General features: G+C 65.2%; 23 protein-coding genes. 16 read left to right on the forward strand and 7 right to left on the reverse strand.

Annotated elements, in window-relative coordinates:
• Positions 1-116 precede the first annotated feature (116 nt).
• Together mfd and PQU89_RS05845 are read left to right on the forward strand one after the other, a co-directional pair.
• The gene (gene mfd / locus PQU89_RS05840; RefSeq protein WP_272765038.1) at positions 117-3,518 is read left to right on the forward strand and encodes a transcription-repair coupling factor; all 3,402 of its coding nucleotides are present in this window, start codon (positions 117-119) and stop codon (positions 3,516-3,518) included.
• Between the two features lie 508 nt (positions 3,519-4,026).
• Positions 4,027-4,623 (forward strand): BPSL1445 family SYLF domain-containing lipoprotein, encoded by a 597-nt coding sequence (locus PQU89_RS05845; protein ID WP_272765039.1) that lies wholly within the window; start codon positions 4,027-4,029, stop codon positions 4,621-4,623.
• A 68-nt stretch (positions 4,624-4,691) separates the two neighbouring features.
• On the opposite strand, the gene PQU89_RS05850 is transcribed toward PQU89_RS05845, so the two are convergent.
• Positions 4,692-5,438 carry a substrate-binding periplasmic protein gene (locus tag PQU89_RS05850; RefSeq protein ID WP_272765040.1) on the reverse strand — a complete coding sequence of 249 codons (747 nt, stop codon included), beginning with the start codon at positions 5,436-5,438 and terminating at the stop codon, positions 4,692-4,694.
• Between the two features lie 284 nt (positions 5,439-5,722).
• On the opposite strand from PQU89_RS05850, the gene PQU89_RS05855 reads away from it, so the two are divergent.
• Positions 5,723-6,358, forward strand: coding sequence for a Clp protease ClpP (locus PQU89_RS05855; protein ID WP_272765041.1), 636 nt, complete (start codon positions 5,723-5,725; stop codon positions 6,356-6,358).
• A gap of 231 nt (positions 6,359-6,589) precedes the next feature.
• Here PQU89_RS05855 and PQU89_RS05860 read toward each other — a convergent pair whose 3' ends face one another.
• The 3 genes from PQU89_RS05860 to PQU89_RS05870 all read right to left on the reverse strand — a co-directional run bounded on the left by PQU89_RS05860 (position 6,590) and on the right by PQU89_RS05870 (position 9,376).
• Positions 6,590-7,387 carry a CHAD domain-containing protein gene (locus PQU89_RS05860; protein WP_272765042.1) on the reverse strand — a complete coding sequence of 266 codons (798 nt, stop codon included), beginning with the start codon at positions 7,385-7,387 and terminating at the stop codon, positions 6,590-6,592.
• A 136-nt stretch (positions 7,388-7,523) separates the two neighbouring features.
• Positions 7,524-8,435 (reverse strand): hypothetical protein, encoded by a 912-nt coding sequence (locus PQU89_RS05865; RefSeq protein WP_272765043.1) that lies wholly within the window; start codon positions 8,433-8,435, stop codon positions 7,524-7,526.
• Between the two features lie 62 nt (positions 8,436-8,497).
• A complete protein-coding gene (locus PQU89_RS05870) occupies positions 8,498-9,376 on the reverse strand; it encodes a DMT family transporter (protein ID WP_272765044.1) in 879 nt (292 codons plus the stop codon).
• Positions 9,377-9,560: 184 nt separating this feature from the next.
• On the opposite strand from PQU89_RS05870, the gene PQU89_RS05875 reads away from it, so the two are divergent.
• Positions 9,561-10,478: a LysR family transcriptional regulator gene (locus PQU89_RS05875; RefSeq protein ID WP_047967347.1), complete on the forward strand. Its 918-nt coding sequence runs from the start codon at positions 9,561-9,563 to the stop codon at positions 10,476-10,478.
• Between the two features lie 72 nt (positions 10,479-10,550).
• Complete coding sequence (locus PQU89_RS05880; protein ID WP_272765045.1) at positions 10,551-11,771, forward strand: FAD-dependent monooxygenase; 1,221 nt, start codon at positions 10,551-10,553, stop codon at positions 11,769-11,771.
• A 120-nt stretch (positions 11,772-11,891) separates the two neighbouring features.
• Here PQU89_RS05880 and rpmG read toward each other — a convergent pair whose 3' ends face one another.
• Positions 11,892-12,047, reverse strand: coding sequence for a 50S ribosomal protein L33 (gene rpmG, locus PQU89_RS05885; RefSeq protein WP_047967345.1), 156 nt, complete (start codon positions 12,045-12,047; stop codon positions 11,892-11,894).
• A 36-nt stretch (positions 12,048-12,083) separates the two neighbouring features.
• Positions 12,084-12,317: a 50S ribosomal protein L28 gene (gene rpmB, locus PQU89_RS05890; RefSeq protein WP_026107616.1), complete on the reverse strand. Its 234-nt coding sequence runs from the start codon at positions 12,315-12,317 to the stop codon at positions 12,084-12,086.
• A 347-nt stretch (positions 12,318-12,664) separates the two neighbouring features.
• Here rpmB and pyrG point away from each other — a divergent pair, with 347 nt between their 5' ends.
• From pyrG to PQU89_RS05915, 5 genes are all read left to right on the forward strand, one after another.
• On the forward strand, positions 12,665-14,305 hold the full coding sequence (gene pyrG, locus PQU89_RS05895; protein ID WP_120810606.1) for a CTP synthase: 1,641 nt from the start codon (positions 12,665-12,667) through the stop codon (positions 14,303-14,305).
• Positions 14,306-14,367: 62 nt separating this feature from the next.
• Entirely contained in the window at positions 14,368-15,219 is an 852-nt protein-coding gene (kdsA, locus tag PQU89_RS05900; RefSeq protein ID WP_272765046.1) for a 3-deoxy-8-phosphooctulonate synthase, read from the forward strand.
• 86 nt (positions 15,220-15,305) lie between these two features.
• Positions 15,306-16,589: a phosphopyruvate hydratase gene (gene eno / locus PQU89_RS05905; protein ID WP_272765047.1), complete on the forward strand. Its 1,284-nt coding sequence runs from the start codon at positions 15,306-15,308 to the stop codon at positions 16,587-16,589.
• Between the two features lie 3 nt (positions 16,590-16,592).
• The gene (gene ftsB, locus PQU89_RS05910; protein ID WP_047967340.1) at positions 16,593-16,886 is read left to right on the forward strand and encodes a cell division protein FtsB; all 294 of its coding nucleotides are present in this window, start codon (positions 16,593-16,595) and stop codon (positions 16,884-16,886) included.
• A gap of 75 nt (positions 16,887-16,961) precedes the next feature.
• Positions 16,962-18,755 carry a GGDEF domain-containing protein gene (locus PQU89_RS05915; RefSeq protein WP_272765048.1) on the forward strand — a complete coding sequence of 598 codons (1,794 nt, stop codon included), beginning with the start codon at positions 16,962-16,964 and terminating at the stop codon, positions 18,753-18,755.
• A 127-nt stretch (positions 18,756-18,882) separates the two neighbouring features.
• On the opposite strand, the gene PQU89_RS05920 is transcribed toward PQU89_RS05915, so the two are convergent.
• Positions 18,883-19,779, reverse strand: coding sequence for a LysR family transcriptional regulator (locus PQU89_RS05920; protein ID WP_272765049.1), 897 nt, complete (start codon positions 19,777-19,779; stop codon positions 18,883-18,885).
• Between the two features lie 158 nt (positions 19,780-19,937).
• On the opposite strand from PQU89_RS05920, the gene aceB reads away from it, so the two are divergent.
• From aceB to PQU89_RS05950, 6 genes are all read left to right on the forward strand, one after another.
• Positions 19,938-21,533, forward strand: coding sequence for a malate synthase A (gene aceB / locus PQU89_RS05925; RefSeq protein ID WP_272765050.1), 1,596 nt, complete (start codon positions 19,938-19,940; stop codon positions 21,531-21,533).
• Positions 21,534-21,755: 222 nt separating this feature from the next.
• Positions 21,756-22,721: an ABC transporter substrate-binding protein gene (locus PQU89_RS05930; protein ID WP_373321284.1), complete on the forward strand. Its 966-nt coding sequence runs from the start codon at positions 21,756-21,758 to the stop codon at positions 22,719-22,721.
• Between the two features lie 108 nt (positions 22,722-22,829).
• On the forward strand, positions 22,830-23,729 hold the full coding sequence (locus tag PQU89_RS05935; protein ID WP_272765052.1) for an ABC transporter permease: 900 nt from the start codon (positions 22,830-22,832) through the stop codon (positions 23,727-23,729).
• Positions 23,726-24,520 carry an ABC transporter ATP-binding protein gene (locus tag PQU89_RS05940; protein WP_272765053.1) on the forward strand — a complete coding sequence of 265 codons (795 nt, stop codon included), beginning with the start codon at positions 23,726-23,728 and terminating at the stop codon, positions 24,518-24,520. Before PQU89_RS05935 ends, PQU89_RS05940 begins: the two co-directional genes overlap by 4 nt.
• 166 nt (positions 24,521-24,686) lie before the next feature.
• Positions 24,687-25,394: an SIMPL domain-containing protein gene (locus PQU89_RS05945; protein ID WP_272765054.1), complete on the forward strand. Its 708-nt coding sequence runs from the start codon at positions 24,687-24,689 to the stop codon at positions 25,392-25,394.
• A 105-nt stretch (positions 25,395-25,499) separates the two neighbouring features.
• A complete protein-coding gene (locus tag PQU89_RS05950; RefSeq protein ID WP_272765055.1) occupies positions 25,500-26,108 on the forward strand; it encodes a glutathione S-transferase in 609 nt (202 codons plus the stop codon).
• Positions 26,109-26,124 lie beyond the last annotated feature (16 nt).

The following is a 26,124-nucleotide window of genomic DNA, read 5'->3' on the forward strand; positions in this document are numbered from 1 at the left end:
TGAAAACGTACGCGGGTAATGCCCCGGACTTTATCGGTATTGGCTGGCCGTCTTGCGCGGCCATGTAACCCGGTGGCGTTGCTATAATACCCGCCTCTTTGCGAATGTATAGCGATATGACCTCCTCTTTGCGATCGTGGCCCGCCAGCGGGCAAAGAACCCGGCTGGCACGGCCGGCGGGCAGTGCCGACAGCGCGCTCATTGCTGCGCTGCCGCATCCGGGACAGCCGGTTTTGATCCTCACCGCCAGCGCGCAGGACGCGCAGCGGCTGCAGGCCGAGCTGCCGTTCTTCCGCCCCGAGCTGCGCATCGCCCTGCTGCCGGACTGGGAAACGCTGCCCTACGACCACTTTTCGCCGCACAGCGACCTGGTGTCGGAACGGCTGGCCACGCTGTGGCAAATCCGCAATGGCGAGTGCGACGTGGTGATCGCGCCGGTGTCCACCGTCATCACCCGCCTGTCGCCGGTCAGCTTCCTGCTGTCGCGCACCTTCTGGCTGAAGCAGAAGCAGCGGCTGGACGTGGACAAGCTGCGCGCCGACATGGTCACCGGCGGCTACCAGCACGTATCGCAAGTGGTCGCTCCCGGCGAGTTTTCGCTGCGCGGCGGCCTGATCGACCTGTTCCCGATGGGCAGCACGCTGCCCTACCGCATCGACCTGTTCGATGACGAGATCGACAGCCTGAAGACCTTTGATCCGGACACCCAGCGCACGCTGTACCCGGTGCCGGAGATCCGCCTGTTGCCGGCGCGCGAGTACCCCACCGACGAGGCCGGCGTCACCGCCTTCCGCCAGCACTACCGCGAGAAGATGGAAGGCGACCCGTCAAAGAGCCGCATCTACAAGGATGTCTCCGCCAACCTGTGGCCGGCCGGCATCGAGTACTACCTGCCGCTGTTCTTCGAGCACAGCGCCACGCTGTTCGACTACCTCGGCACGGCGGCCAACGTGATCGTGCACGGCGACGTGCTGGCCGAGGCGGAAGGCTTCTGGCGCGACGCGCAGAGCCGCTACAACATGGCCGGCGGCAATCCGGAACGGCCGGTGCTGCCGCCGGGTGAGCTGTTCCTGCGTCCGGACGAGCTGATGGGGGCGCTGAAGCCCTACCCGCGCATCGAGCTGGCCAACGACGGCGAGCCGCTGGGTGACTACCTGCCGCTACCCGATCTCGGCGTCGAGCGCCGCGCCGACAACCCGCTGACCAAGCTCGACCTGTTCCTGCGCCGCTACGGCGGCCGGGTGCTGATCGCCGCCGAGAGCCTCGGCCGCCGCGAGACGCTGTTCCAGTTCCTGCGCGACAACGGCATCCAGCCGCAGCCGGTGGACAACTGGCAGCAGTTCGCCGACGGCCGCCAGCCGCTGGCGCTGGCCGCCACGCCGCTGTTCAACGGCTTCGAGCTGCACCACGCCGCCATCGCCATCGTCACCGAGGCCGAGCTGTACCAGCACATCGCGCGCAGCCACGGCAAGCGCCGCAAGAGCGCGGCCAGCTCCGACGCCATGCTGCGCGATCTGGCTGAGGTCAAGGTCGGCGATCCGGTGGTGCACGAGGCGCACGGCATCGGCCGCTACATGGGCCTGGTGTCGATCGACCTCGGCGACGGCCAGACCGAGATGATGCAGCTGGAGTACGCCGAAGGCGCCACCCTGTACGTGCCGGTGGCGCAGCTGCAGCTGATCAGCCGCTACGCCGGCCGCGCCAGCGACGACGTGCAGCTGCACCGGCTGGGCAATCCGGCGTGGGAAAAGGCCAAGAAAAAAGCCGCCGAGAAGGCACGCGACACCGCCGCCGAGCTGCTCAACCTGTACGCACAGCGCGCCGCGCGAGAGGGCCACGCCTTCACGCTGAGCCACCACGACTATGACGCCTTCGCCGCCGGCTTCGGCTTCGAGGAAACCATCGACCAGGCCGCGGCGATCGAGGCGGTGATCGGCGACATGACCAGCGGCCGGCCGATGGACCGGCTGGTATGCGGCGACGTCGGCTTCGGCAAGACCGAGGTCGCGCTGCGCGCCGCCTTCGTCGCGGTGATGGGCGGCAAGCAGGTGGCGGTGCTGGTGCCCACCACCCTGCTGGCCGAGCAGCACTTCCAGAACTTCTCCGACCGCTTTGCCGACTGGCCGGTGCGCATCGCCGAGCTGTCGCGCTTCAAGAGCGCCAAGGAAGTGAAGCAGGCGATGGAAGGGTTGGCCGCCGGCAGCATCGACATCGTGATCGGCACCCACAAGCTGGTGCAGCCGGATGTCAGCTTCCACAACCTCGGGCTGGTGATCATCGACGAGGAGCACCGCTTCGGCGTGCGGCAGAAGGAGCAGCTGAAACGGCTGCGCGCCAACGTCGACGTGCTGACGCTGACCGCGACGCCGATTCCGCGCACGCTGTCGATGGCGCTGGAAGGGCTGCGCGAGTTCTCCGCCATCACCACCGCGCCGTCGCGCCGCCTGGCGGTGAAGACCTTCGTCAGCCCGATCAGCAACGGCATCATCCGCGAGGCGATGCTGCGCGAATTCAAGCGCGGCGGGCAGGTGTTCTTCCTGCACAACGAGGTCGACACCATCGAGAACATGCGCGAGAAGCTGGCCGAGCTGGTGCCGGAGGCGCGCATCGCCGTCGCCCACGGCCAGCTGCGCGAGCGCGAGCTGGAACAGGTGATGCGCGATTTCCTGCAGCAGCGCTTCAACGTGCTGCTGTGCTCCACCATCATAGAGACCGGCATCGACATCCCCAACGCCAACACCATCCTGATCAACCGCGCCGACAAGTTCGGCCTCGCCCAGCTGCACCAGCTGCGCGGCAGGGTTGGCCGCAGCCACCACCAGGCCTACGCCTACCTGCTGTCCGGCGACGGCATGACCCGCGACGCGCAGAAACGGCTGGAAGCGATCCAGGCCTCGGAAGAGCTGGGCGCCGGCTTCTATCTGGCGATGCACGATCTGGAAATCCGCGGCGCCGGCGAGGTGCTGGGCGAGGGCCAGTCCGGCGAGATGCAGGAAGTCGGTTTCAGCCTGTTTACCGAGATGCTGAAGCAGGCGGTGCGCGACCTGAAAAAGGGCCGCGAGCCGGATCTGGACGCGCCGCTGGGCGTCACCACCGAGATCAACCTGCACAGCCCGGCGCTGCTGCCGGACGAGTACTGCCCCGGCGTGCACGAGCGGCTGATCATCTACAAGCGCCTCGCGACCTGCGACGCCGACGACGAGATCGACACCATCCACGAGGAGCTGATCGACCGCTTCGGCCTGCCGCCGCAAAGCGTGAAGACGCTGATCGAAAGCCACCGCCTGCGGCTGGCGGCGAAGGTGATCGGCATCCAGAAGCTGGACGCCAGCGAGGTGGCGCTGCAGCTGACCTTCATCAAGAACCCGCCCATCGACCCGATGAAGATCATCCAGCTGATCCAGACCAAGCGTAACTACAAGCTGGCCGGCCAGGACAAGCTGCGGGTGGAAAGCAGCATCCCGGACGTGGCGATGCGCATCGTGCGGGTGAAGGAGCTGCTGAAGGAACTGGGCTGAGCCATCGCCGCCCCCGCGTACTGCCCGCCCCTTGCGGCCAACCTTGTCACCAGGGTTGGCCGCAAGGCGTTTGGGCGCCGCCGCCCGCCATGCCACAGCGCCCCAAACCGGCGCTTTTTTAGCGATAAGGCATGAAATGCAAAACAATGCACCCGAAATGAATTGTTTGCCGAATCAACGGGCTATCGCTACCTCCATCGCCTATAACGACGGAAGGAATGCACCAGTCCGACAACACCCGGCCGCCAGCCGTGAGCCACTTCTCCCTTATGCCGCGTCATGCCGCTCGTGCTCGGGTGGCCGGGCTGGTGTCATTCCACACCCTTCAGGAGAGCCGTTTACCTTTACCCCCACGCCATCCGCCCCCTGTTGCCCGGCCTGATCCGCCACCGGCACCGGCCTTGCCCTTTTCCCGCGCCGCCGGACGCCCCACGGCAACAGCACGCACAGCGTTGCACCGCATGGACGCGCCGCAACGCGCCGAATGGCAAGCCATCAGGAGAACATCATGCAAGTTCGCAAACTGGGCGTCGCGCTCGGCGTCGCCCTGTCGCTACTGGCCGGCTGCACCACCACCGGCGGCGGCCATCTCACCACCACGCAGGCCAACCGCGACGCCACCAGCATCGCTAATGAAAAACGCGAGATCGACAGCGCCTACGACAGCACCCTGACCCGGCTGTACGGCAACGCGCGCGGCTCGCAGGAACTGGTGGCCAAGGCCAAGGGCGTGCTGGTGTTCCCGTCGGTGATCGCCGCCGGGCTGGTGGTGGGCGCCGAATACGGCAAGGGCGCACTGCGCATGGACGGCAAACCCGCCGGCTACTACCAGACCGTCAGCGGCTCCTTTGGCTGGCAGATCGGCGCGCAATCCAAGGCGGTGATCTTCCTGTTCATGACCCAGGACGCGCTCAACAAATTCCGCACCGGCAACGGCTGGACCGTGGGGGCCGATGCCTCTGTCGCGCTGCTCAATGTCGGTGCCAACGGCGAGATCGACCTCAATACCGCGATGCAGCCGGTGATCGGCTTCGTGATGACCAACAGCGGGCTGATGGCCAACCTGACGCTGGAAGGCACCCGCATCACCAAGCTGGACATGTAGCCACGCGGCCATTCGGCGCGGCAGCAATCGTTGCGGCCAACCTTGTTGCCAAGGTTGGCCGCAAGCGTTTAGCGCAGCGCCAGCCGGATTTCGGTTGCGATGGCGGCATTCAGCCGCTGCATCAGCGCGTCGCCGACGCGGCGGCTGCACAGGATGTGGCGCGTGTCACCGGCGCCGACGTCGGGAAACGCCAACAGCTGCAGCGCGCCGTGGCCGGTTTCGCCGCTGGTGAGCAGCATTTCCGCTTCTTCGCGGGTGGCGAACATGGCATCGGCGCGGCCGGCCGCCACCATGCGCAGCAGCTGCGTCTGTTCCATGGTGCTGTAGTGGATATCGGCCTTGGCCATGCCCAGCTTGCTCTGCACATAGCTGCCGTAGGTCAGCCCGTCCTTGTACAGCAGGTGCAGGCGGTCATTGGCCAGCAGCTGTTCCAGCGTGCTGCCGGCCGGCGGCAGCAGCTGGCTGCGCGCGATCAGCACCACGCCGCGATCCTGGTAGATGGCGCGGCTGAACAGCGCGTAGGCCTGCCGCTGCGGAGTACGGAACCAGCCGACGGCGCAGTCGTGGCCGCCATTGGCGCGCAGCAGGGCGAGCTGGCGCTTGGCCGGCGTCAGCGCCCAGCGGATCGGGATGCCGGCGCGGGCAAAGGCGCGCCGCGCGCGATCGGCGGTCAGCCCGCTGACACCGCCATGCGCCTGCCGCAGCATGAACGGAGGCCGCTCGTAGTAGTGCAGCGTGATCGGCGGCTGTGCCGCCACCGGCCACGACGCCATGGCCAGCAGCAGCGGCCAGCCGTGCCGCAGTGTCTGTTTCATCCCGTTCCTCATCCACCATACGGTCAAGCATGGTCGCATGAAATGCGGCCAACATGGTTCAGCTTACTGCCTGCCGCCAGATTCGCCAGCCATCGCCGCAACCGCAGACCAGGCTTGGCCGCAACGCACGGTCAGCCGCCGTGTCACCCGCAGCGTCACGCCACCGGGGATCACTGTTGTAAGCGCGGTTGCCGCCAGCGCCCCGCAGCTCGCCGACAAAAGTGCGCACCGCCGGCTACTATCCAGATAAAGCCGTCCCTGCTGCCGCACCCCAAGGAGCCGCGATGCACCAGCCACACCTCATCCCAAGCGCCACGCTGGAAGAAGACGAAGACGACGACAGCAAGAAGGTGCCGCTGTTCCGCCGCTACGAAACCCAGGGCGTGATCCGCCAGATCTCGTTCTACCTGTCCGGCGAGATCGGCTCGCCTATCCACTACACCGACCTGCTGTACACGCTGCGCAGCACCAGCGAATCCGACATCGTTTTCCTGCACCTCAACACCCAGGGCGGCAATTTCGATACCGGGCTGCAGATCATCAACAACATCGCCGCCAGCCCGGCGCACGTGATCACCATCCTGGAGGCGCGCGCCTACTCGATGGGTGCGCTGATCTTCCTCGCCGGCGACGAGCTGATCGTGCACGACACCTGCCAGCTGATGTTCCACAACTACTCGTCGGCGCTGATCGGCAAGGGCAACGAGCAGCAGGCGCAGGTGATGGCCAGCGGCAAGTGGTTCGAGAAGGTGATGCGCCACGTGTGCATGCCCTTCCTCAGCGCGGAGGAGCTGGAGCGCATTTTCCGCGGCGAGGACATCTGGCTCGATACCGATGACATCCGCCGCCGCCTGCACCGCATCCAGCAAGGGCTGCCGACCACCGCGCCGCGCAAGCCGCGCGCCAAGAAAAGCGAGTGACGGCAGCGCGACGGAACGCCTGGGCATGGTGCACGCCGGCTTGGATTGGGCGTGATTAGGTTGGCCAGCGTTGGGCCAGGGCTGCGCCGGGAGAACCGCGGCCAACTATGCAGGCGGCCGCACCAGACGATGTGTCGCCAGATCGCCAGTCACCATCCACCGCTGACGACGTAGCGTGCGCGCAAGCTTGGCCGCAGACAGTTCATCTCCGGAACCGGCCAGGCCGCGTCTTCAGGATGCGCTGGCCGCCTGCAGCAAGCCGCCAAGATTGGTGCCAGTACCCTGCTCCAGCCAGCGCCGCGCCGCCGCCGGCAGCGGGATGTGATCGCGCTCGATGCTCTGCAACAGCAGCTGCCGGTCGCGCTCGTCACCCAGCTGCTGCTGCCAGTCGCGGGCACGCTGTGCTCGCTGCCGCCAGCGCTGGCCCAACAGCTTGCCGCCGGCCTCGATCTGGTAACGCAGCCGCTTGGCCAGCAGCCGTAACCGGTGCGCCAGCAAGGCATCACCCGGTTGCCGCTGCCAGTCGCGACGGGCGCGGCGATAGCGGCGCCGCGTCTGCAACAGCGCCCGCCGCAGCGTGCGCCGCAGGCGCCGGTTGCGCTGGGCCAGCAGCGGAGCGCAGGCGCGCCGCAAGGCCGGCAGCAGTTGGTCCAGCACCATCGCCTGCTGCTGCACGTCCAGCCGCCCGGCCTGCAGCGCCGTCACCTCGCGCCGGCGCCAGGCGGCAAAGGCGCGGCTGTCGGCCGCGCCGGCCGCCTGTTGCAGCAGTGCCAGCCGTACCTCGCGGTCGCGCCAGTCATTGCCGGCGCAGGCCAGCTGTCGCAACTGCACCGACAGCCGCAACAGCGGCGCCGCGCCGGGCAAGGTACTCAGGCCGCGCAGCAGGCTGCGCAACTGGCGCAGGCCGATGCGCAGCTGGTGCAGCGCTTCGCCATTGTCGGCCGCGCTCAGCTGCTGCCGTGCCAGCAGGATGTCGCGGCGATAGCGGGCAAGTCGTCGTTTCAGGATACGGCGGGCAGAGGCGGACATAGCGCGACTTTCGACAGGCTGTTGCTGTGTAGCGTAGTACAGCCGCGCCGCCACGGCTGGCGCGAGCTACGCCACAAGGCATTGCGGCCAACCTTGCAGTGCAAGGTTGGCCGCAATCGCCGCAACGCAGCAAGAATCAGTGGCTGCTGCTGGCCAGTGGCGTACCGATGCCGGTGGCGGCATTGAACACCGCCCGCTGCCGCAGCAGGCGCGCGATGGCGGCCTTGTCGCGTTCGCCGTTGATGCTGGTCACCACCAGTTGGCCGCGCTTGCCCAGCTGGCCGGCGGCATCGTAATAGGCGCCGATCACCGACAGCCGGCCGGCCTCGACCTCGCCGCCGTAGTGCAGCACCGCCGCCTCGACCTGGTTGTCGAGGTTGTCCAGCTGCGCCGAGAGCGGCGTGCCCCCCTTGTCGACATTGATGCTCAGCAGCGTGCGCTGCTCGGCCAGCGGCAATGCCGAAAAATCGCTGCGCGCGGTATTGACCGCCTTGCAGTCGGCACTGGCCAGCACCAGCAGCAGCGGCGTGCGCAACTGGCGCACCGCGTGGCTGACGCCCGCCTCGCCCAGCAGCAGCTGGTTGCCCGGGTTCTGCACCAGGTACAGCGTGCCCTGCGCGCCGTGACGCGGCGCACCGTCGGCACAGGCCAGCACCGTCAGCCGCGGCGACTTGTCGCCATGCTGGGCAGGCAACAGCCGGCTAGCCAGCGCGGCGGCGGCACGCAACGGCGCCGCCATCGCCGGCGACCGGCGCGCGGGCGCGTGAGGCTGGCGCTGCTTGAGCGCTGGCCTGGCGTAGGGCGCGGCCTGTTGCGGCAGGCGCCGTGGCGGATGATTGACCCGCACCGGCGGCGACAGCGGCCGCATCGACGGCGACAATTTCTCGTGTGGCGCCTCGTTTGGCGCTTCGTGGCCAGAGGCGGCCGGAGTGGCCGCTTCGGCCGCGCCATGCGCGATGGCCGGCGTCTGGGTCTGAGTCTGGGCCAGGGACAGCGCCGGCAGCAGCAGGCAACAAGCGGCGGCGAGCGCCGCGAGAGAAGACGTCATAAAAAGCCACCGGTGAATAATGCCAAAGCGCAAGGGTAATACACTATCGCCCGGCGGCAAACTCAAGCCGCCGTGGCAGGGCGCTTGCTCTGGCTCAGCATCACCCCGCCCAGCACCAGCAGGCAGGCCAGCCATTGCCAGCCGTTGAGGCGCTCGTCCAGCAACAGGCCGGCCAGCAGCAGGGTGAACACCGGGATCAGGTTGATGAACGCCGCCGCCATCGCCACCGGCACCTTGGACACCGACCAGGTGTACAGGCCGTAGGCACCAAGGGTGATGAAGGCGCCGAGGTACACCACCCAGAACACCGCGTCGGCCGGGAACGCCTGCGGCCAGCTGGCCCACGGCGTCAACAGGCTGATGCCGAACCAGACACAGCCCATCACCGTCTGGATCGCGGTAATCGCCAGCGCCGAATAGCGGCTGGACAGCTTCTTCGCCATCAGCACGTAACCGGTGGCGCAGACCATGGCCAGGAATTCCAGCGTGTTGCCCAGCAGCGGATTGGGCGCCGCGGCCGAGGATTCGCTGGTCAGCGTCAGCCACGCCACGCCCAGCAGCGAGATGGCGATGCCGCACCAGGCACGCTGGCCAAGCCGCTCGCGCAGGAACAGCAGTGCGCCCAGCGCGGCCAGCACCGGCAGCGTGGCGGTGATCAGCCCGGCTTGCGAGGCGCTGGTGTACAGCAGCGCCTGCGCCTCGAACAGGAAATACAGGCACGGCTCGCACAGGCCGAGCAGCAGGATCCACTTCCAGTCGCCGGCACGGTAGTGCCAGCGCGAGCCCTGCCACGCCATCAGCGGCAGCAGCAGCGCGGTGGCGATCACCATGCGGCAGAACAGCACGAACAACGGGTCGAATACCTGGAACACGATTTTCAGGGCGATGAAGGAACTGGCCCACAGCAGCATGGCCGTGGTCAAGGCGATATAGGGCAACATGATTTTCCGTCTGGCAGCCGGCGCGGCTGCAAAAAAAATGGCCGACATGGGCGGTCGGCCATAGGTCACACTGGAGTGCATCAACCGTCGCGCAGGTTGCGAAACCATGACAGCGAGGTGAACGACAGCTTAATCCCGCGTTACACTACTGAACACCACACAATGCTAAACAGATTGTTCTGCAATGAAAACAACGCCTACCCTTTCGCCTGACGCGCTCCTAGCTTTCGACGCCCTCGCCCGCCACGGCAGTTTCACCGCCGCCGCCGAGGCGCTGCACTGCGCCAAGAGCCGCATCAGCCAGCTGATCAAGGAACTGGAGCAGGAACTGGGCACCGTGCTGGTGCTGCGCAATACCCGCCGCGTGGCGCTCACCGAAAGCGGCCAGCGCCTGGCCGCGCACGCCACCCGCCTGCGCGAACTGCTGGACAGCGTGCGTCACGACATCGAACAGGCGCGCGACAGCGTGGAAGGCGTGCTGCGCATCGGCTGCTCCGCCGGCCTCGCGCAACAGCTGCTGGGGCCGCTGCTGGCGGAGATGGCGATGCTGTACCCGGCGCTGCGCATCGAGCTGAAAGTGGAAAACCGCATCCAGGACCCGGTCGGCGAGGGGCTGGATTTTACCCTACGCACGCGCAATGTCCACGACGACCGGCTGGTGGCGCGCCCGGTGGGACTGGTGTGGGAGGCGCTGTACGCCAGCCCGGCCTACCTTGCGCAGCACCCGGCGCCGGCCAGCACCGAACAGCTGCACCAGCACCGCCTGATCAGCAATGCCTACTACGGCAAGCAGGGCAGCGAATGGCGGCTGGCCTGCGACGACACCAGCGCCACCCTCAACATCTGTCCGTCGCTAGTGGTGGACCAGTACGCAGTGGTGTCCAGCATCATCCAGGCCGGGCACGGCATCGGCCTGTTGCCCAGCTACATGGCCAAGCCGCTGCTGGAAAAAGGCGACATCGTCGCGGTGCTGCCGCAGTGGCGCGCCGCCGGCTGGCCGGTGTTCCTGGTGTTTGCCTACCACCAGCCGATGCCGCGCAAGCACCAGGCCTTCATCTCCTTCATCATCCCGCGGCTGCAGGCGGCGCTGGACGGGATTTGACCCAGACCAAGGTTGGCCGCAAGGCGTACTGCTACAGTCGGCCCCGATTTTATTCAGTACAAGAGGCTAAACATGGTCGAACAAGCTGATCTGTTCATCGTCGGTGGCGGCATGGTCGGGGCGGCACTGGCCGCGGCGCTGGCCGACAGCGGCCGCCGCATCGTGGTGCTGGAGCAACAGGCGCCTGCCGCCTTCGATCCGGCCAGCGCGCCGGACTTGCGCGTGTCCGCCATCAGCCCGGCATCGCGGCAACTGCTGTCCGCCATCGGCGCCTGGCCGTATATCGAGGCGATGCGCAGCGCGCCGTACCAGCGCATGCTGGTGTGGGAAAACGACGAGCGCGAGGGCACGCTGTTCGATGCCGCCGAGCTGGGCGAGGCGGAACTGGGCCACATCATCGAGAACCGCATCGTGCAGCTGGCCTGCCAGCAGGCGCTGGCGCAGCATGACAATATCGAGCTGATCTGCCCCGACCTGCTGCAATCGCTGAGCGAACAGGGTGATCACTGCCTGGTGACGCTGGGCAGCGGTCGCCAGTTTGCCGCCAGGCTGGTGGTCGCTGCCGACGGCGCCCAGTCCGCCGCGCGCCGGCTGGCCGGCATCGGCATCAACAGTCACGACTACCCGATGCACGCCTTTGTCGCCACCTTCGCCATCGAGGGCGGCGAACGCGACATCACCTGGCAGCAATTCACCGCCAACGGCCCACAATCGCTGCTGCCGTTGCCCGGCGACTACGCCTCCCTGGTGTGGTATCACCAGCCGGCACGGGTACGCGAGCTGGAAACCCTCAGCGAAGCGGCACTGATCGCCGCCTTCCAGCGCAAATTCCCCGCCCGGCTACCGGTGCTGCGCCAGCTGGTCAGCCGCGGCAGCTTCGCCCTCACCCGCCGCCACGCGCAGCACTACCATCGCGGCCGCGTGGTGCTGGCCGGCGACGCTGCACACACCATCCACCCGCTGGCAGGACAGGGCGTCAACCTCGGCTTCCAGGATGTGCAGGCGCTGTCCGCGCTGCTGCACGAGGCCTTCCGCCTGGGGCAGGACCCGGCGGATCCGGCACTACTGCAACGCTACCAGCGCCAGCGCATGCTGCCCAACCACGCCATGCAGCGGCTGATGGATGCCTTCTGCTACGGCTTCGGCAACAGCGCCCCGCCGCTGCGCCTACTGCGCAATCTGGCGCTGAAGCTGGCCAACCGCCCCGGCAGGCTGAAACAGGAGGTGGTGCGCTACGCTCTGGGCCTATCACCGCTGGCACGCGGCCTGCGCATCGCCCTGCCCGGCAAATGAGCAACCCGCTGCGGCCAACCCAGGCCGCAGCGCATCAACGCCACCGCATGGTGGCCGCAGCCAAACAAAAAGCCCTTTGACGAATCAAAGGGCTTTTTTCAACAAGACAACCAGACTGAATTACTTCAGTTTGATTTCCTTGTACAGAACATGCTTGCGAGCAACGGGATCAAACTTTTTGATCTCCATTTTCTCAGGCATCGTACGCTTGTTCTTGGTGGTAGTGTAGAAATGACCGGTACCTGCGGTCGATTCCAGCTTGATCTTGTCGCGCATGGCTATTCCTTATTGTCGATTTCGTCGGTCGAAAAATTACAGCTCGCCGCGAGCACGCAGGTCGGCCAGAACGGCGTCGATGCCTACCTTATCGATGGTACGCAGTGCTGCGTTAGAAATACGCAGACGCACCCAACGATTTTCGCTCTCTACCCAGAACTTGCGATATTGCAGGTTAGGCAGAAAACGACGCTTAGTCTTGTTATTGGCGTGGGACACATTGTTCCCGGTCATCGGACGCTTGCCGGTGACTTTGCAAACACGCGCCATGGTTCATCACTCCCAAAAGCCGGTAAAAGGTAAACTTATACCATATTAAGAAGCCATTCGACAAGACGGTGCCCTGCCGGTGATGGAACCCGACAGTATCACCCGCCATGCTAGAGCGGCCAAAAGAATCCGCAATAATACAACAAGGCTCCGGCGCACGCACGCTTTAATTGTCATGAAGCGCGGCGGCGGCGGGCAACTGTGGCTTGCATCACGAAAACCCGCGCCGCCCGCCCGGCGTGCCGCCGGCAAGTAATTGCGGGCAAACGGCAAACAGTCGCGCATTGCCCATTCAAAAAAGTGCGACTTTCGGTTAAAATCACAGATTCCAACAGAGTTGCATTCCCATGACCAAGTACATCTTCGTAACCGGCGGTGTGGTGTCCTCCCTCGGCAAGGGCATCGCCGCTGCGTCCATCGCCGCTATCCTTGAGTCTCGCGGGCTTAAAGTCACCATGCTGAAGCTCGACCCTTACATCAACGTCGATCCGGGCACCATGAGCCCGTTCCAGCACGGCGAAGTCTTCGTGACCGAAGACGGTGCGGAAACCGACCTGGATCTGGGTCACTACGAGCGCTTCATCAAAGCCAAGATGAAGAAAAGCAACAACTTCACCACCGGCCAGATCTACGAGTCGGTAATCACCAAGGAACGCCGTGGTGACTACCTCGGTGGCACCGTGCAGGTGATTCCGCACATTACCGACGAGATCAAGCTGAAGGTACGCGAAGGCGCCGGTGACGTGGACGTGGCCATCGTGGAAATCGGCGGCACTGTCGGCGACATCGAATCGCTGCCGTTCCTGGAAGCGATTCGTCAGATGCGCTCCAACCACGGTCGCAAGAACACCCTGTTCGTGCACCTCTCCTACGTGCCTTATATCGCCACCGCCGGCGAGATCAAGACCAAGCCGACGCAGCACTCGGTGAAGGAGATGCGCGAAATCGGCATCCAGCCGGACATCCTGTTGTGCCGCATGGACCGCGAACTGCCGGAAGACGAAAAGCGCAAGATCGCGCTGTTCTGCAACGTGGAAGAGAACGCGGTGATCGGCTGCTACGACGCCGACTCGATCTACAAGGTACCGGGCATGCTGCACGCGCAGGGTATCGACGACATCATCTGCGAACAGCTGCAGCTGGAGCTGCCGAAGGCGGACCTGTCGGTGTGGAACGGCATCATCGACGCCATCGAGCACCCGCAGCACGCGGTCAACATCGCCATGGTCGGCAAGTATGTCGACCTGACCGAATCGTACAAGTCGCTGACCGAGGCACTGAAACACGCCGGCGTGCACACCCGCACCAACGTCAACATCATCTACGTCGACTCGGAAGAAATCGAGCGTGACGGCGCCGAATCGCTGAAGGACATGGACGCGATCCTGGTACCGGGCGGCTTCGGCAAGCGCGGCGTGGAAGGCAAGATCAAGGCGGTGAAATTTGCCCGCGAAAACAACATCCCCTACCTCGGCATCTGCCTGGGGATGCAGATCGCGCTGATCGAGTACGCCCGTGACGTAGCCGGCATGGCTGGCGCCAACTCCACCGAATTCGACCTCGAAACCGACTACCCGGTGGTGGCACTGATCGACGAGTGGGTCAACCACGACGGCAAGATCGAAACCCGCGACGAGAACTCCAACCTCGGCGGCACCATGCGTCTGGGCAGCCAGCAGTGCGAGCTGGCCGCCGGTTCGCTGGCGGCACGCGTGTACGGCAACACCGAGATCACCGAGCGTCACCGTCACCGCTACGAAGTCAACAACCACTACGTTGGTCGCCTGCAGGAAGCCGGTCTCACCATCAGCGGCCTGTCCGCCGGCCACGAAAAGCTGGTGGAAACCATCGAGCTGGGCAACCACCGCTGGTTCTTCGCCTGCCAGTTCCATCCGGAATTCACTTCCACCCCGCGTGACGGCCACCCGCTGTTCATCGCCTACGTCAAAGCGGCGCTCGCCTACCAGGCTGATACAGCCAAGGCTTGATGCCATCCAGGGTTGGCCGCAGCACTGCGGCCAACCCTGTTTCCAGCTGAAGGACACACACCATGAAACTCGCCGGATTCGAAGTCGGTCTTGACCACCCGCTGTTCCTGATCGCCGGTCCCTGCGTGATCGAGAGCGAACAGATGGCGCTGGATACCGCCGGTCAGCTGAAGGAAATCACCAGCGAACTGGGCATCAACTTCATCTACAAGTCCAGTTTCGACAAGGCCAACCGTTCCTCCGGCAAGTCGTTCCGCGGCTTCGGCATGGAAGAAGGCCTGCGCATCCTGGCCGAAGTACGCCGCCAGATCGGTGTGCCGGTGCTGACCGACGTGCACACCGAGGAACAGGTGCCGCACGTCGCCGCCGTCGTCGACGTGCTGCAGACCCCGGCCTTCCTCGCGCGCCAGACCGACTTCATCCGCGCCGTCGCCGTGTGCGGCAAGCCGGTGAACATCAAGAAGGGCCAATTCATGGCGCCGGGCGACATGAAGCACGTGACCAACAAGGCACGCGAAGCCGCGCTGGAAGCCGGCCTCGATCCGGACAGCTTCATGGCCTGCGAACGCGGCGCCTCCTTCGGCTACAACAACCTGGTGTCCGACATGCGCTCGCTAGCGATCATGCGCGAAACCGGCTGCCCGGTGGTGTACGACGCCACCCACTCGGTACAGCTGCCCGGCGGCCAAGGCACCAGCTCCGGCGGCCAGCGCGAATTCGTGCCGGTACTGGCGCGCGCCGCGGTGGCCACCGGCATCGCCGGCCTGTTCATGGAGACCCATCCGGACCCGGCCAAGGCAATGTCCGACGGCCCCAACGCCTGGCCGCTGCCGCGCATGAAAGAGCTGCTGCACACGCTCAAGCAGATCGATGCGCTGGTCAAGGGCCAGCCGTTTGCCGAACAAACGCTGTAACAGGTTGATTTCACGGCCAACCTGTTGCAAGGTTGGCCGCACCGTATTCCGGTTTGACTAACCTAGACCCCTTGAAGGAAACATTCATGAGTTCGATCATCGACGTGATTGCCCGCGAAATCCTCGATTCCCGTGGCAACCCGACAGTTGAAGCCGACGTCTTGCTGGACTCCGGCGTGATGGGCCGCGCTGCTGTACCGTCCGGCGCCTCCACCGGCGAGAAGGAAGCACTGGAACTGCGCGATGGCGACAAAGGCCGCTACCTCGGCAAGGGCGTGCTCAAGGCCGTGGAAAACATCAACACCGAAATCTGCGAAGCCATCATCGGCCTCGACGCTTCCGACCAGGCCTTCATCGACAAGACCCTGATCGAGCTGGACGGCACCGAAACCAAGTCCCGCCTTGGCGCCAACGCCATGCTGGCGGTATCGATGGCCGTGGCCCGCGCCGCTGCCGAAGACGCCGGCCTGCCGCTGTACCGCTACCTCGGCGGTGCCGGCCCGATGGCACTGCCAGTACCGATGATGAACGTGATCAACGGTGGCGCGCACGCCAACAACACCCTCGACATCCAGGAATTCATGATCCTGCCGGTCGGCGCAGCCACCTTCCGCGAAGCACTGCGCTGCGGCGCCGAGATCTTCCACGCGCTGAAGAAGCTGTGCGACAGCAAGGGCTACGCCACCACCGTCGGTGACGAAGGCGGCTTTGCACCCAACCTGACCAGCCACGAAGAAGCGATCACGCTGATTCTGGAAGCCATCGACACCGCCGGTTATGTGGCCGGCCAGGACGTGATGCTGGCACTGGACTGCGCCTCCAGCGAATTCTACAAGGACGGCAAGTACCACCTGACCGCCGAAGGCCTGTCGCTGTCCTCCGAGCAGTTCACCGACTACCTGGAAACGCTGGCCAACAAGTACCCGATCATCTCGATCGAGGACGGCATGAGCGAGCACGACTGGGACGGCTGGAAGATCCTGACAGAGCGCCTGGGCGACCGCGTGCAGCTGGTCGGCGACGACCTGTTCGTCACCAACCCGGCGATCCTGGCCAAAGGCATCGAAGGCGGCCTCGCCAACTCGCTGCTGGTGAAGGTGAACCAGATCGGTACCCTGTCGGAAACGCTGAAAGCCGTCGACCTGGCCAAGCGCTCGCGCTACACCAGCGTGATGAGCCACCGCTCCGGCGAAACCGAAGACAGCACCATCGCCGACCTGGCCGTGGCCACCAACTGCATGCAGATCAAGACCGGCTCGCTGTCGCGTTCCGACCGCATGGCCAAGTACAACCAGCTGCTGCGTATCGAAGAAGAGCTGGGTGATGCCGCCTGGTACCCGGGCCGTGCCGCCTTCTACCACCTGAAATAAGCAATGCGCTGGCTGACCCTGACGCTGATTGTCCTGATCGCTGCCCTGCAATGGCCACTCTGGCTAGGCAAGGGCAGCTGGCTCAGGGTCTGGCAACTCGACTCCCAGGTCGAGGAACAACGTGCGGCCAACGCAGTCCTGGTTGGCCGCAACGCCGCACTCGACGCCGAAGTGCGTGACCTGAAGCAAGGTTCTGCCGCAATCGAAGAGCGTGCGCGTAATGAACTTGGTATGATCCGGAACAACGAGGTGTTTTTCCAGCTACTGGACAATAGCACCGCCTCGGAGACGCCATAACCGCATCGGTTCTGACCTTCACTGCAGGCTCAAAAAAACATAATGGCTGCTCATAAAAGCTCCCGGGTCTGGTCCATGACGACGCACAATCCAATCGACACCGCGCGCGAGACGCTGAAACAGCTGACTCTGCGCAAACTCCTCCCGACACCGGACAATTTCGAACGCGTTTACAGCGAAATCATGGGCGTGCCGGCCGAGGCCCGCACCAACAAGCTGGCCGACCTGCTGCTGCGCGCTTACGAAAGCCTCCCGGCGGAAGAAGCGAGCAGCAAGATTGCCATCGCCAAGCTGCGCCGTGCCATCGACGATGAAAAATGGGAGCTGGTACCACAGCTGACGCTGGAGCTGGCCGAACTCAACGGCCGCAACCGCCAGCTGGCGCAAAACTGGGGCAGCCTGATCCAGGACCTGATGAAGGCCTGGGAAATCCGCAATCCGGCCCTGAGCCAGAACTACAAGCAGTCGGCACTGGAACGGGTACTGCTGTCCTTCGGCAACACCCCGGACGAACTCAACGAAAAGCTGCACAACCTGGTGAAAAGCTGGCTGCAGCCGGCAACCAGCCAGGCCGCGCAAGTGGATGCCGACACCCCGCTCGCCGGCAGCGCGCCGGAGCCTAGCCCGGCAGCCGCCAGCGACGAGGCGGACGACGGCGACCGCTGCCAGGTGTGGAAGGATGTCTTCGACTACACCCTCAAGTTCGGCATCGAGCCGCGACTGGTGCACTACCCGGAACTGTCGCAGCACTTCAGCGACACCCGCAGCGCGCTGGGCAGCATCCACAACAGCCACGATGTCGACAATTTCTTCCCGCAGCTGCGCAGCTTCCTGATCCGCCTCGAGCTGCAGTCGCAGGACGACGAACGGCTGGTCACCGGCCTGTCCAACCTGATGCAGCTGATGCTGCAGAATGTCGCCGAGCTGAACCAGTCCGACAGCTATCTGCTCGGCCAGATCAGCGGCCTGCAGCAGATCCTGGCGCAGCCGAACATTTCGATCCAGCACATCTACCAGCTGGAAGCCAGCCTCAAGGAAGTGATCCACAAGCAGGGTACGCTGAAACACTCGCTGGACGAGGCCACCAGCTCGCTGCGCGCGCTGCTGGACACCTTCCTCGACAAGCTGTCGCTGATGAGCAACAGCACCGGCGACTTCCAGCAACGACTGCACAGCCACAGCGAGAGCATCCGCGGCACTCAGGACGTCAACCAGCTGAACGACATCCTGCAACTGCTGCTGAGCGATACCGCCAACATGCAGACCAACCTCAGCGAATCACACGGCGAACTGCTGGCGGCCCGCAACGAGGTGCACAGCGCGCAGCAGCGCATCAGCGAGCTGGAACACGCGCTGGAAGCGGCCAGTGCCAAGATCAAGGAAGACCAGCTCACCGGCGCCTACAACCGCCGCGGCCTGGAAGAACACTTCGAGCGCGAGATCAGCCGCGCCAAGCGCAGCGGCCAGCCGCTGTCGGTGGCGCTGATCGACGTCGACAACTTCAAACAGCTGAACGACCGTTACGGCCACCTTACCGGTGACGACGTGCTGAAGTATCTGGTGGAGCTGATGCACCGCTCGATGCGCAGCTCCGACATCGTCGCCCGCTTCGGCGGCGAGGAGTTCGTGGTGCTGCTACCGGACACCGGCATCAACGAGGCGGTCGAGCTGGTGCAACGCCTGCAGCGCGAGCTGACCAAGAACTTCTACCTCGCCAACCAGGATAGGCTGGTGGTGACCTTCAGCGCCGGTGTCGCGCTGTGGCATCTCGGCGAGTGCGATACCGACGTGATCGAACGCGCCGACAGCGCCATGTACCGCGCCAAGCTGGCAGGCAAGAACCGCACCCTATCGGCGGAAACGCCCTAGCCCTGCCTGACGGGCGGCCGCGCCAGTGCCAGCCGCCCTGCTCATCCTCCGTCGCGCCCCCCCCGCCCCTGACTACGCACCCCAATCGCGGACCCGTCCCCCCAAGGTTGGCCGCAAGCCGGCGCCGCTAGTCCCAGTAGCCGGGGCTGCTGTAGCGGGCCTTTAGGTGGTCGATGAACAGCCGTACCCGCCCGGGCAGGAAACGCCGCTGCGGCACCACCGCGTACACCGGGTAATCCGGCGACGAAAAGCGTTCCAGCACCGTCACCAGCCGGCCATCGGACAGGTCGTCCTTCACCTCCCACAGCGAACGCCACGCCAGCCCCAGCCCGGCCAGCGCCCAGTCGTGCAGTACCGCGCCGTCATTGCACTCCAGCACGCCGCGCACGCGCAGGTTGAGCAGCTCGCCGTCGACCTTGAAGGTCCAGCCGCGGCTCTGGCTTTCGCCCAGCGACAGGCAGTTGTGGCCGGCCAGGTCCTCCAGCGTGCGCGGGATGCCGTGCCGTGCCAGGTAGGCCGGTGCCGCCACCACCACGCGCCGGTTTTCCGCCAGCCGCACCGCCACCAGCGAGGAATCGGCGAGATCGGAAATGCGGATGGCGCAGTCGATGCGGTCGCGCGCCAGATCCACCAGCCGGTCGGACAGGTCCAGCGTGACGCGCAGATCGGGATGCGCCTGCTGGAAGGAGGCGATGTGCGGCGCGACGTGGCGGCGGCCAAAACCGGCCGGCGCCGACAGCCGCAGGTGGCCGCGGGCACGACCGCTGCCGGAGGCCACCGCCGCCTCGGCCTCGGCCAGCTCGGCCAGGATGCGCTGGCAGTCCTCGAAAAAGGCAGTGCCCTCCTGCGTCAGCGTCACGCTGCGCGTGGTGCGTACCAGCAGCTTGACGCCCAGCCGCTCTTCCAGCGCATCCAGCCGCCGGCCTATCATCGCCGCCACCACCCCCTCCTGCCGAGCCGCCGCCGACAGGCTGCCCAGATTGACCACCGCGACAAAGGTTTCCATCTGCTTCAGCACCGGCATTACCTCACAAAAAGTAAAATATGTTTCGCGATATTACCGGATTTTCCCACACTGCCACATGCTAAACTGCCACCACAAAGCAAGCAGTTGCTAAGCAAGATCGCAAATAAAAACAGAAACTTGCCGCCACCACCCGACAAGCACAGGAGAGAACATCCATGACGCAGGCACTGCCGCAAGGCGTGGACATCAACGCCCCGGTCACCGGCTCGTTTGCCAGCATCCTTACCCCCGAGGCGCTGGCCTTGGTCGCCGCCTTGCACCGCCGCTTCGAGCCGCAACGCCGCGAGCTGATGCAGCGCCGCCAGCAGCGCCAGGCCAGCCTCGATGCCGGTGCCCTGCCCGACTTCCTGCCGGAAACCGCCGCCATCCGCCAGGGCGACTGGCAGATCGCGCCGCTGCCGGCCGACCTGCACGACCGCCGCGTCGAGATTACCGGCCCCGCCGAGCGCAAGGTAATGATCAACGCGCTAAACTCCGGCGCCAGCGTGTTCATGGTCGATTTCGAGGATGCCCAATGCCCGAGCTGGGACAACCAGCTGCAGGGCCAGATCAACCTGCGCGACGCCTGGCGCAAGACGCTGGCTTACCACGGCCACGACGGCCGCCACTACCGCCTCAATGACGACATCGCCACGCTGATGGTGCGCCCGCGCGGCTGGCACCTGCCGGAAAAACACCTGCTGGTCGACGGCCAGATGGTCAACGGCGGCCTGTTCGATTTCGCGCTGTCGTACTTTCATAGTGCCGCCGCCCTGCACAAGGTTGGCCGTGCGCCCTACTACTACCTGCCCAAGCTGGAGTCGCACCTTGAGGCACGGCTGTGGAACGATATTTTCATCTACGCCCAAGAGCTGCTGCAGCTGCCGCGCGGCAGCATCAAGGCCACCGCGATGATCGAGAACATCCTCGCCGCCTTCGAGATGGACGAAATCCTGTACGAGCTGCGCGAGCACAGCGCCGGACTCAATGCCGGCCGCTGGGACTACATCTTCAGCTGCATCAAGCACTTCCGCCACAATCGCGAGTTCTGTCTTGCCGACCGTGAGCGCATCACCATGCGCGTGCCCTTCATGCGCTCCTATACCCTGCAGCTGATCAAGACCTGCCACCAGCGCGGCGCGCCGGCCATCGGCGGCATGTCGGCGCTGATCCCGATCAAGCACGACCCCAGCAGCAACGAGCTGGCGCTGGCCGAAATCCGCGCCGAAAAGGAGCGCGACGCGCGCGACGGCTACGACGGCGGCTGGGTCGCCCATCCCGGTCTGGTGCCGCTAGCGCACGAGGCCTTCCGCAGCGTGCTGGGCAGTGCCGTCCACCAGTGGCAGCGCCAGCGCGACGACGTGCTGATCACCGCCGCCGACCTGCTCAACTTCCAGCCGGAAACGCCGATCACCGAGCACGGCCTGCGCAACAACATCAACGTCGGCATCCAGTATCTCGGCGCCTGGTTCAGCGGCAACGGCTGCGTGCCGATCCACAACCTGCTGGAAGAGGCCGCTACCGCCGAGATCGCCCGCTCGCAGATCTGGCAGTGGATACGCAGCCCGAAAGGGGTGCTGGACGACGGCCGCAAGGTGACGCTGGGACTGTTCCGCGACCTGGCCGCCGACGAGATCAACAAGCTGCGCGCCGAGTACGGCAGCCGCTGGCGCCGCCAGTTCGAGGACGCGGCGCAGCTGTTCGACCTGCTGATCAGCAGCGACGAATTCATCGACTTCCTGACCCTGCCCGGCAACGAATATCTGGACTGAGCCGCCGCCCTGCTCATTTTGATAGCAAACAGCGCCCAGGCCCCGTTATGGGGCCTTTTCATTTCGCAATGCACCAAGCGGTGGCAGATTGCTTCTCATGGATACAATATTTGAAATATTATTGCTTTGCACAAACTGAAATAAGCGATGTTTTGCAATATCATTGCGCAAAAGCTGCATTACCAAGTCAACAATACCATCCAGAACAAAGGTATCGCCATGATGAACTTCCCTCGCCGCACCGTACTGGCCGCGCTGCTGGCCGCCAGCCTCAGCCCGTTCGCCACTGCCGCCGACATGAAATCGGTCGCCGTCACCGCCATTGTGGATCACCCGGCGCTGGATGCCGCGCGCAAGGGCGTGGAAGACGAACTGAAGGCCGCCGGCTTCGAGGCCGGCAAGCAGATCAAGTACCAGTATCAGAGCGCACAGGGCAACCCGGCCACCGCAGCGCAGATCGCCCGCAAGTTCATCGGTGACGGTCCGGACGTAATCGTGGCCATCGCCACGCCGAGCGCGCAGGCCGCCGTCGCCGGCACCCGCAGCATTCCGGTGGTGTTCACCGCGGTCACCGACCCGGTCGCCGCTAAGCTGGTGAAAAGCTGGAAAGCCGGCAACGGCAACGTCACCGGCGTCTCTGACATGCTGAAGCTGTCGTCGCAGGTTGACCTGATCAGCAAGGTGAAGCCGGGCGCCAAGCGCGTTGGCATGGTGTACAGCCCGGGTGAAGTCAACTCGGTGATCGTGGCCAAGGAACTGAAGGCCGAGCTGGCCAAGCGCGGCATGACGCTGGTGGAAGCACCGGCGGCACGCACCGTGGATGTGGCCCCGGCGGCCAAGAGCCTGATCGGCAAGGTCGACGTGATCTACACCAGCACCGACAACAACGTGGTGTCGACCTACGAGTCGCTGGTCGGCGTGGCACAACAGGCCAAGATTCCGCTGGTGGCCGCCGATACCGATTCGGTGAAGCGTGGCGCCACCGCAGCGCTGGGCCAGAACTACTACGACATCGGCCGCCAGACCGGCAAGCTGGTGGTGCGTATCCTGAAGGGCGAGAAAGCCGCCGCCATCGCGCCGCAGGTCGGCGAGAAGCTGTCGCTGACGCTGAACCAGGGCGCGGCGCAGAAACAGGGCGTCACCCTGTCGCCGGCGCTGCTGAAGGAAGCCAAGGAAATCATCAAGTAATGCCAACGTTGGCCGCAGCCACCGTTGCGGCCAACCTTGTTCACCCCGCGCTCCGCGATGCCCGATTACCGATTGGCGCACAGGAGCGCTTGTTATTGCAGGTAAGCCATGACCCCAATCGCGTTGATGGGTGCCCTGGAAATCGGTCTGATCTTTGCGCTGGTGGCGCTGGGCGTGCTGATTTCCTTCCGCATCCTTGATTTCCCCGACCTTACCGCCGACGGCAGCTTCCCGCTGGGCGGCGCCGTCGCCGCCACCCTGATCGCCGGCGGCCACGACCCGTGGCTGGCCTGCGGCTTCGGCGCGCTGGCCGGCGCCGCGTCCGGCCTGGTCACCGCCTGGCTGCACGTGCGCCTCAACATCCTGCAGCTGCTGGCCAGTATCCTGGTGATGATCGCGCTGTACTCGATCAACCTGCGCATCATGGGCGCGCCCAATATGCCGCTGATCGGCTCGCCGACGGTGTTTGCCCCGTTCATCGGCGAGGCACTGGAAAACAGCTGGCTGGTGCAGCCGGCGGTGCTGGCGGTGATCATCGTCGCCGCCAAGATCGCGCTGGACCTGTTCTTTGCGTCGCAGACCGGCCTCGCGATGCGCGCCACCGGCGCCAACCCGCGCATGGCGCGCGCCCAAGGCGTGGCCACCGAGCGCATGGTGCTGTCCGGCATGGCGCTGTCCAATGCGCTGATCGCGCTGGCCGGCGCACTGTACGTGCAGACCCAGGGCGGCGCGGATGTCTCCATGGGCGTCGGTACCATCGTGGTCGGCTTGGCCGCGGTGATCATCGGCGAAACCCTGCTGCCGTCGCGCAAGCTGTGGGTGATCACGCTGGCCACCATCATCGGCGCCCTGCTCTACCGCCTGCTGATTGCGGTGGCGCTGAACGCCGACTTCATCGGCCTGCAGGCGCAGGATCTGAACCTGATCACCGCGCTGCTGGTCGGTGGCGCGCTGGTGCTGCCGCAACTGAAAGCCAAACTGCGCCGTAAAGGAGGTAAAGCATCATGATGCGCGCCGAACAGCTGTTCAAGACCTTCAACCCCGGCACCCCGATCGAGAATCCGGTGCTGCGCGGCCTGTCGCTGACCATCGAATCCGGCCAGTTCGTGACCGTGATCGGCAGTAACGGCGCCGGCAAATCCACGCTACTGAACGCCATCTCCGGCGACCTGTTCGTCGACAACGGCAGCCTGCACATCGACGAGCAGGACGTCACCCGCGTACCGGCCTGGCAGCGCGCCGGCATGGTGGCGCGCGTGTTCCAGGACCCTATGGCCGGTACCTGCGAAGGCCTCAGCATTGAGGAAAACATGGCGCTGGCGTGGCACCGTGGCCGTAGCCGCGGCTTTGGCCGCGCCATCCGCGCCGAGCAGCGCGAGCTGTTCCGCGACAAGCTGGCGATGCTGAAGCTGGGGCTGGAAAACCGCCTCGCCGACCGCATCGACCTGCTGTCCGGCGGCCAGCGCCAGGCGGTCAGCCTGCTGATGGCCTCGCTGCAACCGTCGCGCATCCTGCTGCTGGACGAGCACACTGCGGCGCTGGACCCGAAAACCGCCGCCTTCGTGCTGGAGCTGACCGACCGCATCGTGCAGGAAAACAAGCTCACCGCGATGATGGTCACCCACTCCATGCGCCAGGCGCTGGATCACGGCCACCGTACCGTGATGCTGCACCAGGGCCGCGTGGTGCTGGATGTCAGCGGCGAGCAGCGCAAGCAGATGCAGGTCAGCGACCTGCTAGCGATGTTCGAGAAGACCCGCGGCGAACAGATCGACGACGACGCGCTGCTACTGGGCTGAAGCCGGCGAGCCCTCCCGACAGCACGGCCCGCGGGCCGTGCTTTTTCATGCCGGCTCGCCCGCCGCGCGACAGCGTTACATTCAACAGCCATAATTAGCCGGTACGATTGCAACCATCACGCATCGCCACAGTCACAGCGCTGTTTTCACCGCGAAAGGCCCCATCATGTCCCTATTCCTGCGTTCTTCCCGTCCCTTGCTGCTCGGCGTCACCCTGCTGCTGAGCCAGCTGGCACCGGTCCAGGCGGCCGAGCCCGCCACCATCCTCCATCTCAGCGCCAGTGCCCAGCGCGAGTTGCCGAATGACCAGCTGAACGCAACGCTCTATATCCAGGAACGGCAGCCACAGGCAGCGCAGCTGGCCGACAAGCTGAACCGCGCCCTCAACCGAGCCAAGGCCGATGCCGCTGGCTACCCGAAAGTGACCATCAGCAGCGGCAACTACAATAGCTGGCCCAGCTACGACAAGAACGGCAAGATCAACGGCTGGCAAGGCCGCGCCGACATCCGCCTGCACAGCCGCGACTTTACTACCGCCGCCGAGCTGATCGCACAGCTGCAGAAATACATGCTGCTGGAGGGCGTGCAGTTCAGCGTTGCCGACAGCACGCGCAAGGCCACAGAGCAGACGCTGATTCCGGAGGCGATTGCCCTGCTGCAGCACCAGGCCACCGCTGCCGGCAAGGCACTGGGCAAGCCACAACAGCAGGTGCGCGAGCTGACCATCGGCGAAAGCCAGCCGAACATGCCACCGATGCTGATGCGCGCCAAGACGATGACGGCCGATGCGGTGGCCGAGGTGACTACGCCGGAATGGCAACCGGGTAAAAGCACCATCCAGCTCAATGTCAGCGGCCGCATCGAGCTGCAATAAGACCGTGTCCGGCAACGGCGAGATTGACGCTCATCCCGCCGTTGCTGATACTGCGCTTACAATATCGCACTCCCGCGAAACAAGCCGCCAAGCACACACACCATCATGAAACTGATTGCCTCACTGACCAGCCCGTTTGCCCGCAAGGTGCGCGTGGTGCTGGCCGAGAAAAAGATCGACTGCCCGCTGGAACTGGACATGCCCTGGGAGGCCGGCAGCCGGGTCGCCGAGTTCAACCCGCTGGGCAAGGTGCCGGTATTACTGCTGGACGACGGCAGCACACTGTTTGATTCCCGCGTCATCGTCGAGTATCTGGACAGCATTTCCCCGGTAGCACGGCTGTTCCCGCAGGAACGCCGCCAGCTGATCGAAGCCCGCCGCTGGGAGGCGCTGGCCGATGGCATCTGCGATGCCGCCGCCAATATCGTGATCGAACGGCGCCGCCCGCCGACACTGCAAAGCGCCGACTGGATCAACCGCCAGCACGACAAGATTATCCGCGGCTTGGCCGCCCTCGCGCACGACCTCGGCGAGCGCAACTGGTGCTGCGCCGACAGCTACGGCATTGCCGACATCAGCGTCGGTTGCTGCCTGGGCTACCTCGACTTCCGCTTTGCCGATTTCGACTGGCGCACGCTGCATCCGAACCTGGCCAGTCTGGCGCTGCGCCTGCAGCAGCGCGCCAGCTTCAGCGACACGCTGCCACCGGCGTAAGAGCGTGTTTACGATC

The sequence above is a fragment of the Vogesella indigofera genome (assembly GCF_028548395.1).
Lineage (GTDB): Bacteria > Pseudomonadota > Gammaproteobacteria > Burkholderiales > Chromobacteriaceae > Vogesella > Vogesella indigofera_A.

Coding starts and splice junctions, on each gene's coding strand:
- PQU89_RS05930 (WP_373321284.1), top strand. CDS start 21,756: ATGAACTTCCCTCGCCGCACCGTACTGGCCGCGCTGCTGGCCGCCAGC.
- PQU89_RS05865 (WP_272765043.1), bottom strand. CDS start 8,435: ATGACGTCTTCTCTCGCGGCGCTCGCCGCCGCTTGTTGCCTGCTGCTG.
- PQU89_RS05935 (WP_272765052.1), top strand. CDS start 22,830: ATGACCCCAATCGCGTTGATGGGTGCCCTGGAAATCGGTCTGATCTTT.
- mfd (WP_272765038.1), top strand. CDS start 117: ATGACCTCCTCTTTGCGATCGTGGCCCGCCAGCGGGCAAAGAACCCGG.
- aceB (WP_272765050.1), top strand. CDS start 19,938: ATGACGCAGGCACTGCCGCAAGGCGTGGACATCAACGCCCCGGTCACC.
- pyrG (WP_120810606.1), top strand. CDS start 12,665: ATGACCAAGTACATCTTCGTAACCGGCGGTGTGGTGTCCTCCCTCGGC.
- PQU89_RS05855 (WP_272765041.1), top strand. CDS start 5,723: ATGCACCAGCCACACCTCATCCCAAGCGCCACGCTGGAAGAAGACGAA.
- PQU89_RS05850 (WP_272765040.1), bottom strand. CDS start 5,438: ATGAAACAGACACTGCGGCACGGCTGGCCGCTGCTGCTGGCCATGGCG.
- PQU89_RS05845 (WP_272765039.1), top strand. CDS start 4,027: ATGCAAGTTCGCAAACTGGGCGTCGCGCTCGGCGTCGCCCTGTCGCTA.
- PQU89_RS05915 (WP_272765048.1), top strand. CDS start 16,962: ATGACGACGCACAATCCAATCGACACCGCGCGCGAGACGCTGAAACAG.
- PQU89_RS05945 (WP_272765054.1), top strand. CDS start 24,687: ATGTCCCTATTCCTGCGTTCTTCCCGTCCCTTGCTGCTCGGCGTCACC.
- rpmG (WP_047967345.1), bottom strand. CDS start 12,047: ATGCGCGACAAGATCAAGCTGGAATCGACCGCAGGTACCGGTCATTTC.
- kdsA (WP_272765046.1), top strand. CDS start 14,368: ATGAAACTCGCCGGATTCGAAGTCGGTCTTGACCACCCGCTGTTCCTG.
- rpmB (WP_026107616.1), bottom strand. CDS start 12,317: ATGGCGCGTGTTTGCAAAGTCACCGGCAAGCGTCCGATGACCGGGAAC.
- PQU89_RS05950 (WP_272765055.1), top strand. CDS start 25,500: ATGAAACTGATTGCCTCACTGACCAGCCCGTTTGCCCGCAAGGTGCGC.
- PQU89_RS05875 (WP_047967347.1), top strand. CDS start 9,561: ATGAAAACAACGCCTACCCTTTCGCCTGACGCGCTCCTAGCTTTCGAC.
- eno (WP_272765047.1), top strand. CDS start 15,306: ATGAGTTCGATCATCGACGTGATTGCCCGCGAAATCCTCGATTCCCGT.
- PQU89_RS05860 (WP_272765042.1), bottom strand. CDS start 7,387: ATGTCCGCCTCTGCCCGCCGTATCCTGAAACGACGACTTGCCCGCTAT.
- PQU89_RS05920 (WP_272765049.1), bottom strand. CDS start 19,779: ATGCCGGTGCTGAAGCAGATGGAAACCTTTGTCGCGGTGGTCAATCTG.
- ftsB (WP_047967340.1), top strand. CDS start 16,593: ATGCGCTGGCTGACCCTGACGCTGATTGTCCTGATCGCTGCCCTGCAA.
- PQU89_RS05880 (WP_272765045.1), top strand. CDS start 10,551: ATGGTCGAACAAGCTGATCTGTTCATCGTCGGTGGCGGCATGGTCGGG.
- PQU89_RS05940 (WP_272765053.1), top strand. CDS start 23,726: ATGATGCGCGCCGAACAGCTGTTCAAGACCTTCAACCCCGGCACCCCG.
- PQU89_RS05870 (WP_272765044.1), bottom strand. CDS start 9,376: ATGTTGCCCTATATCGCCTTGACCACGGCCATGCTGCTGTGGGCCAGT.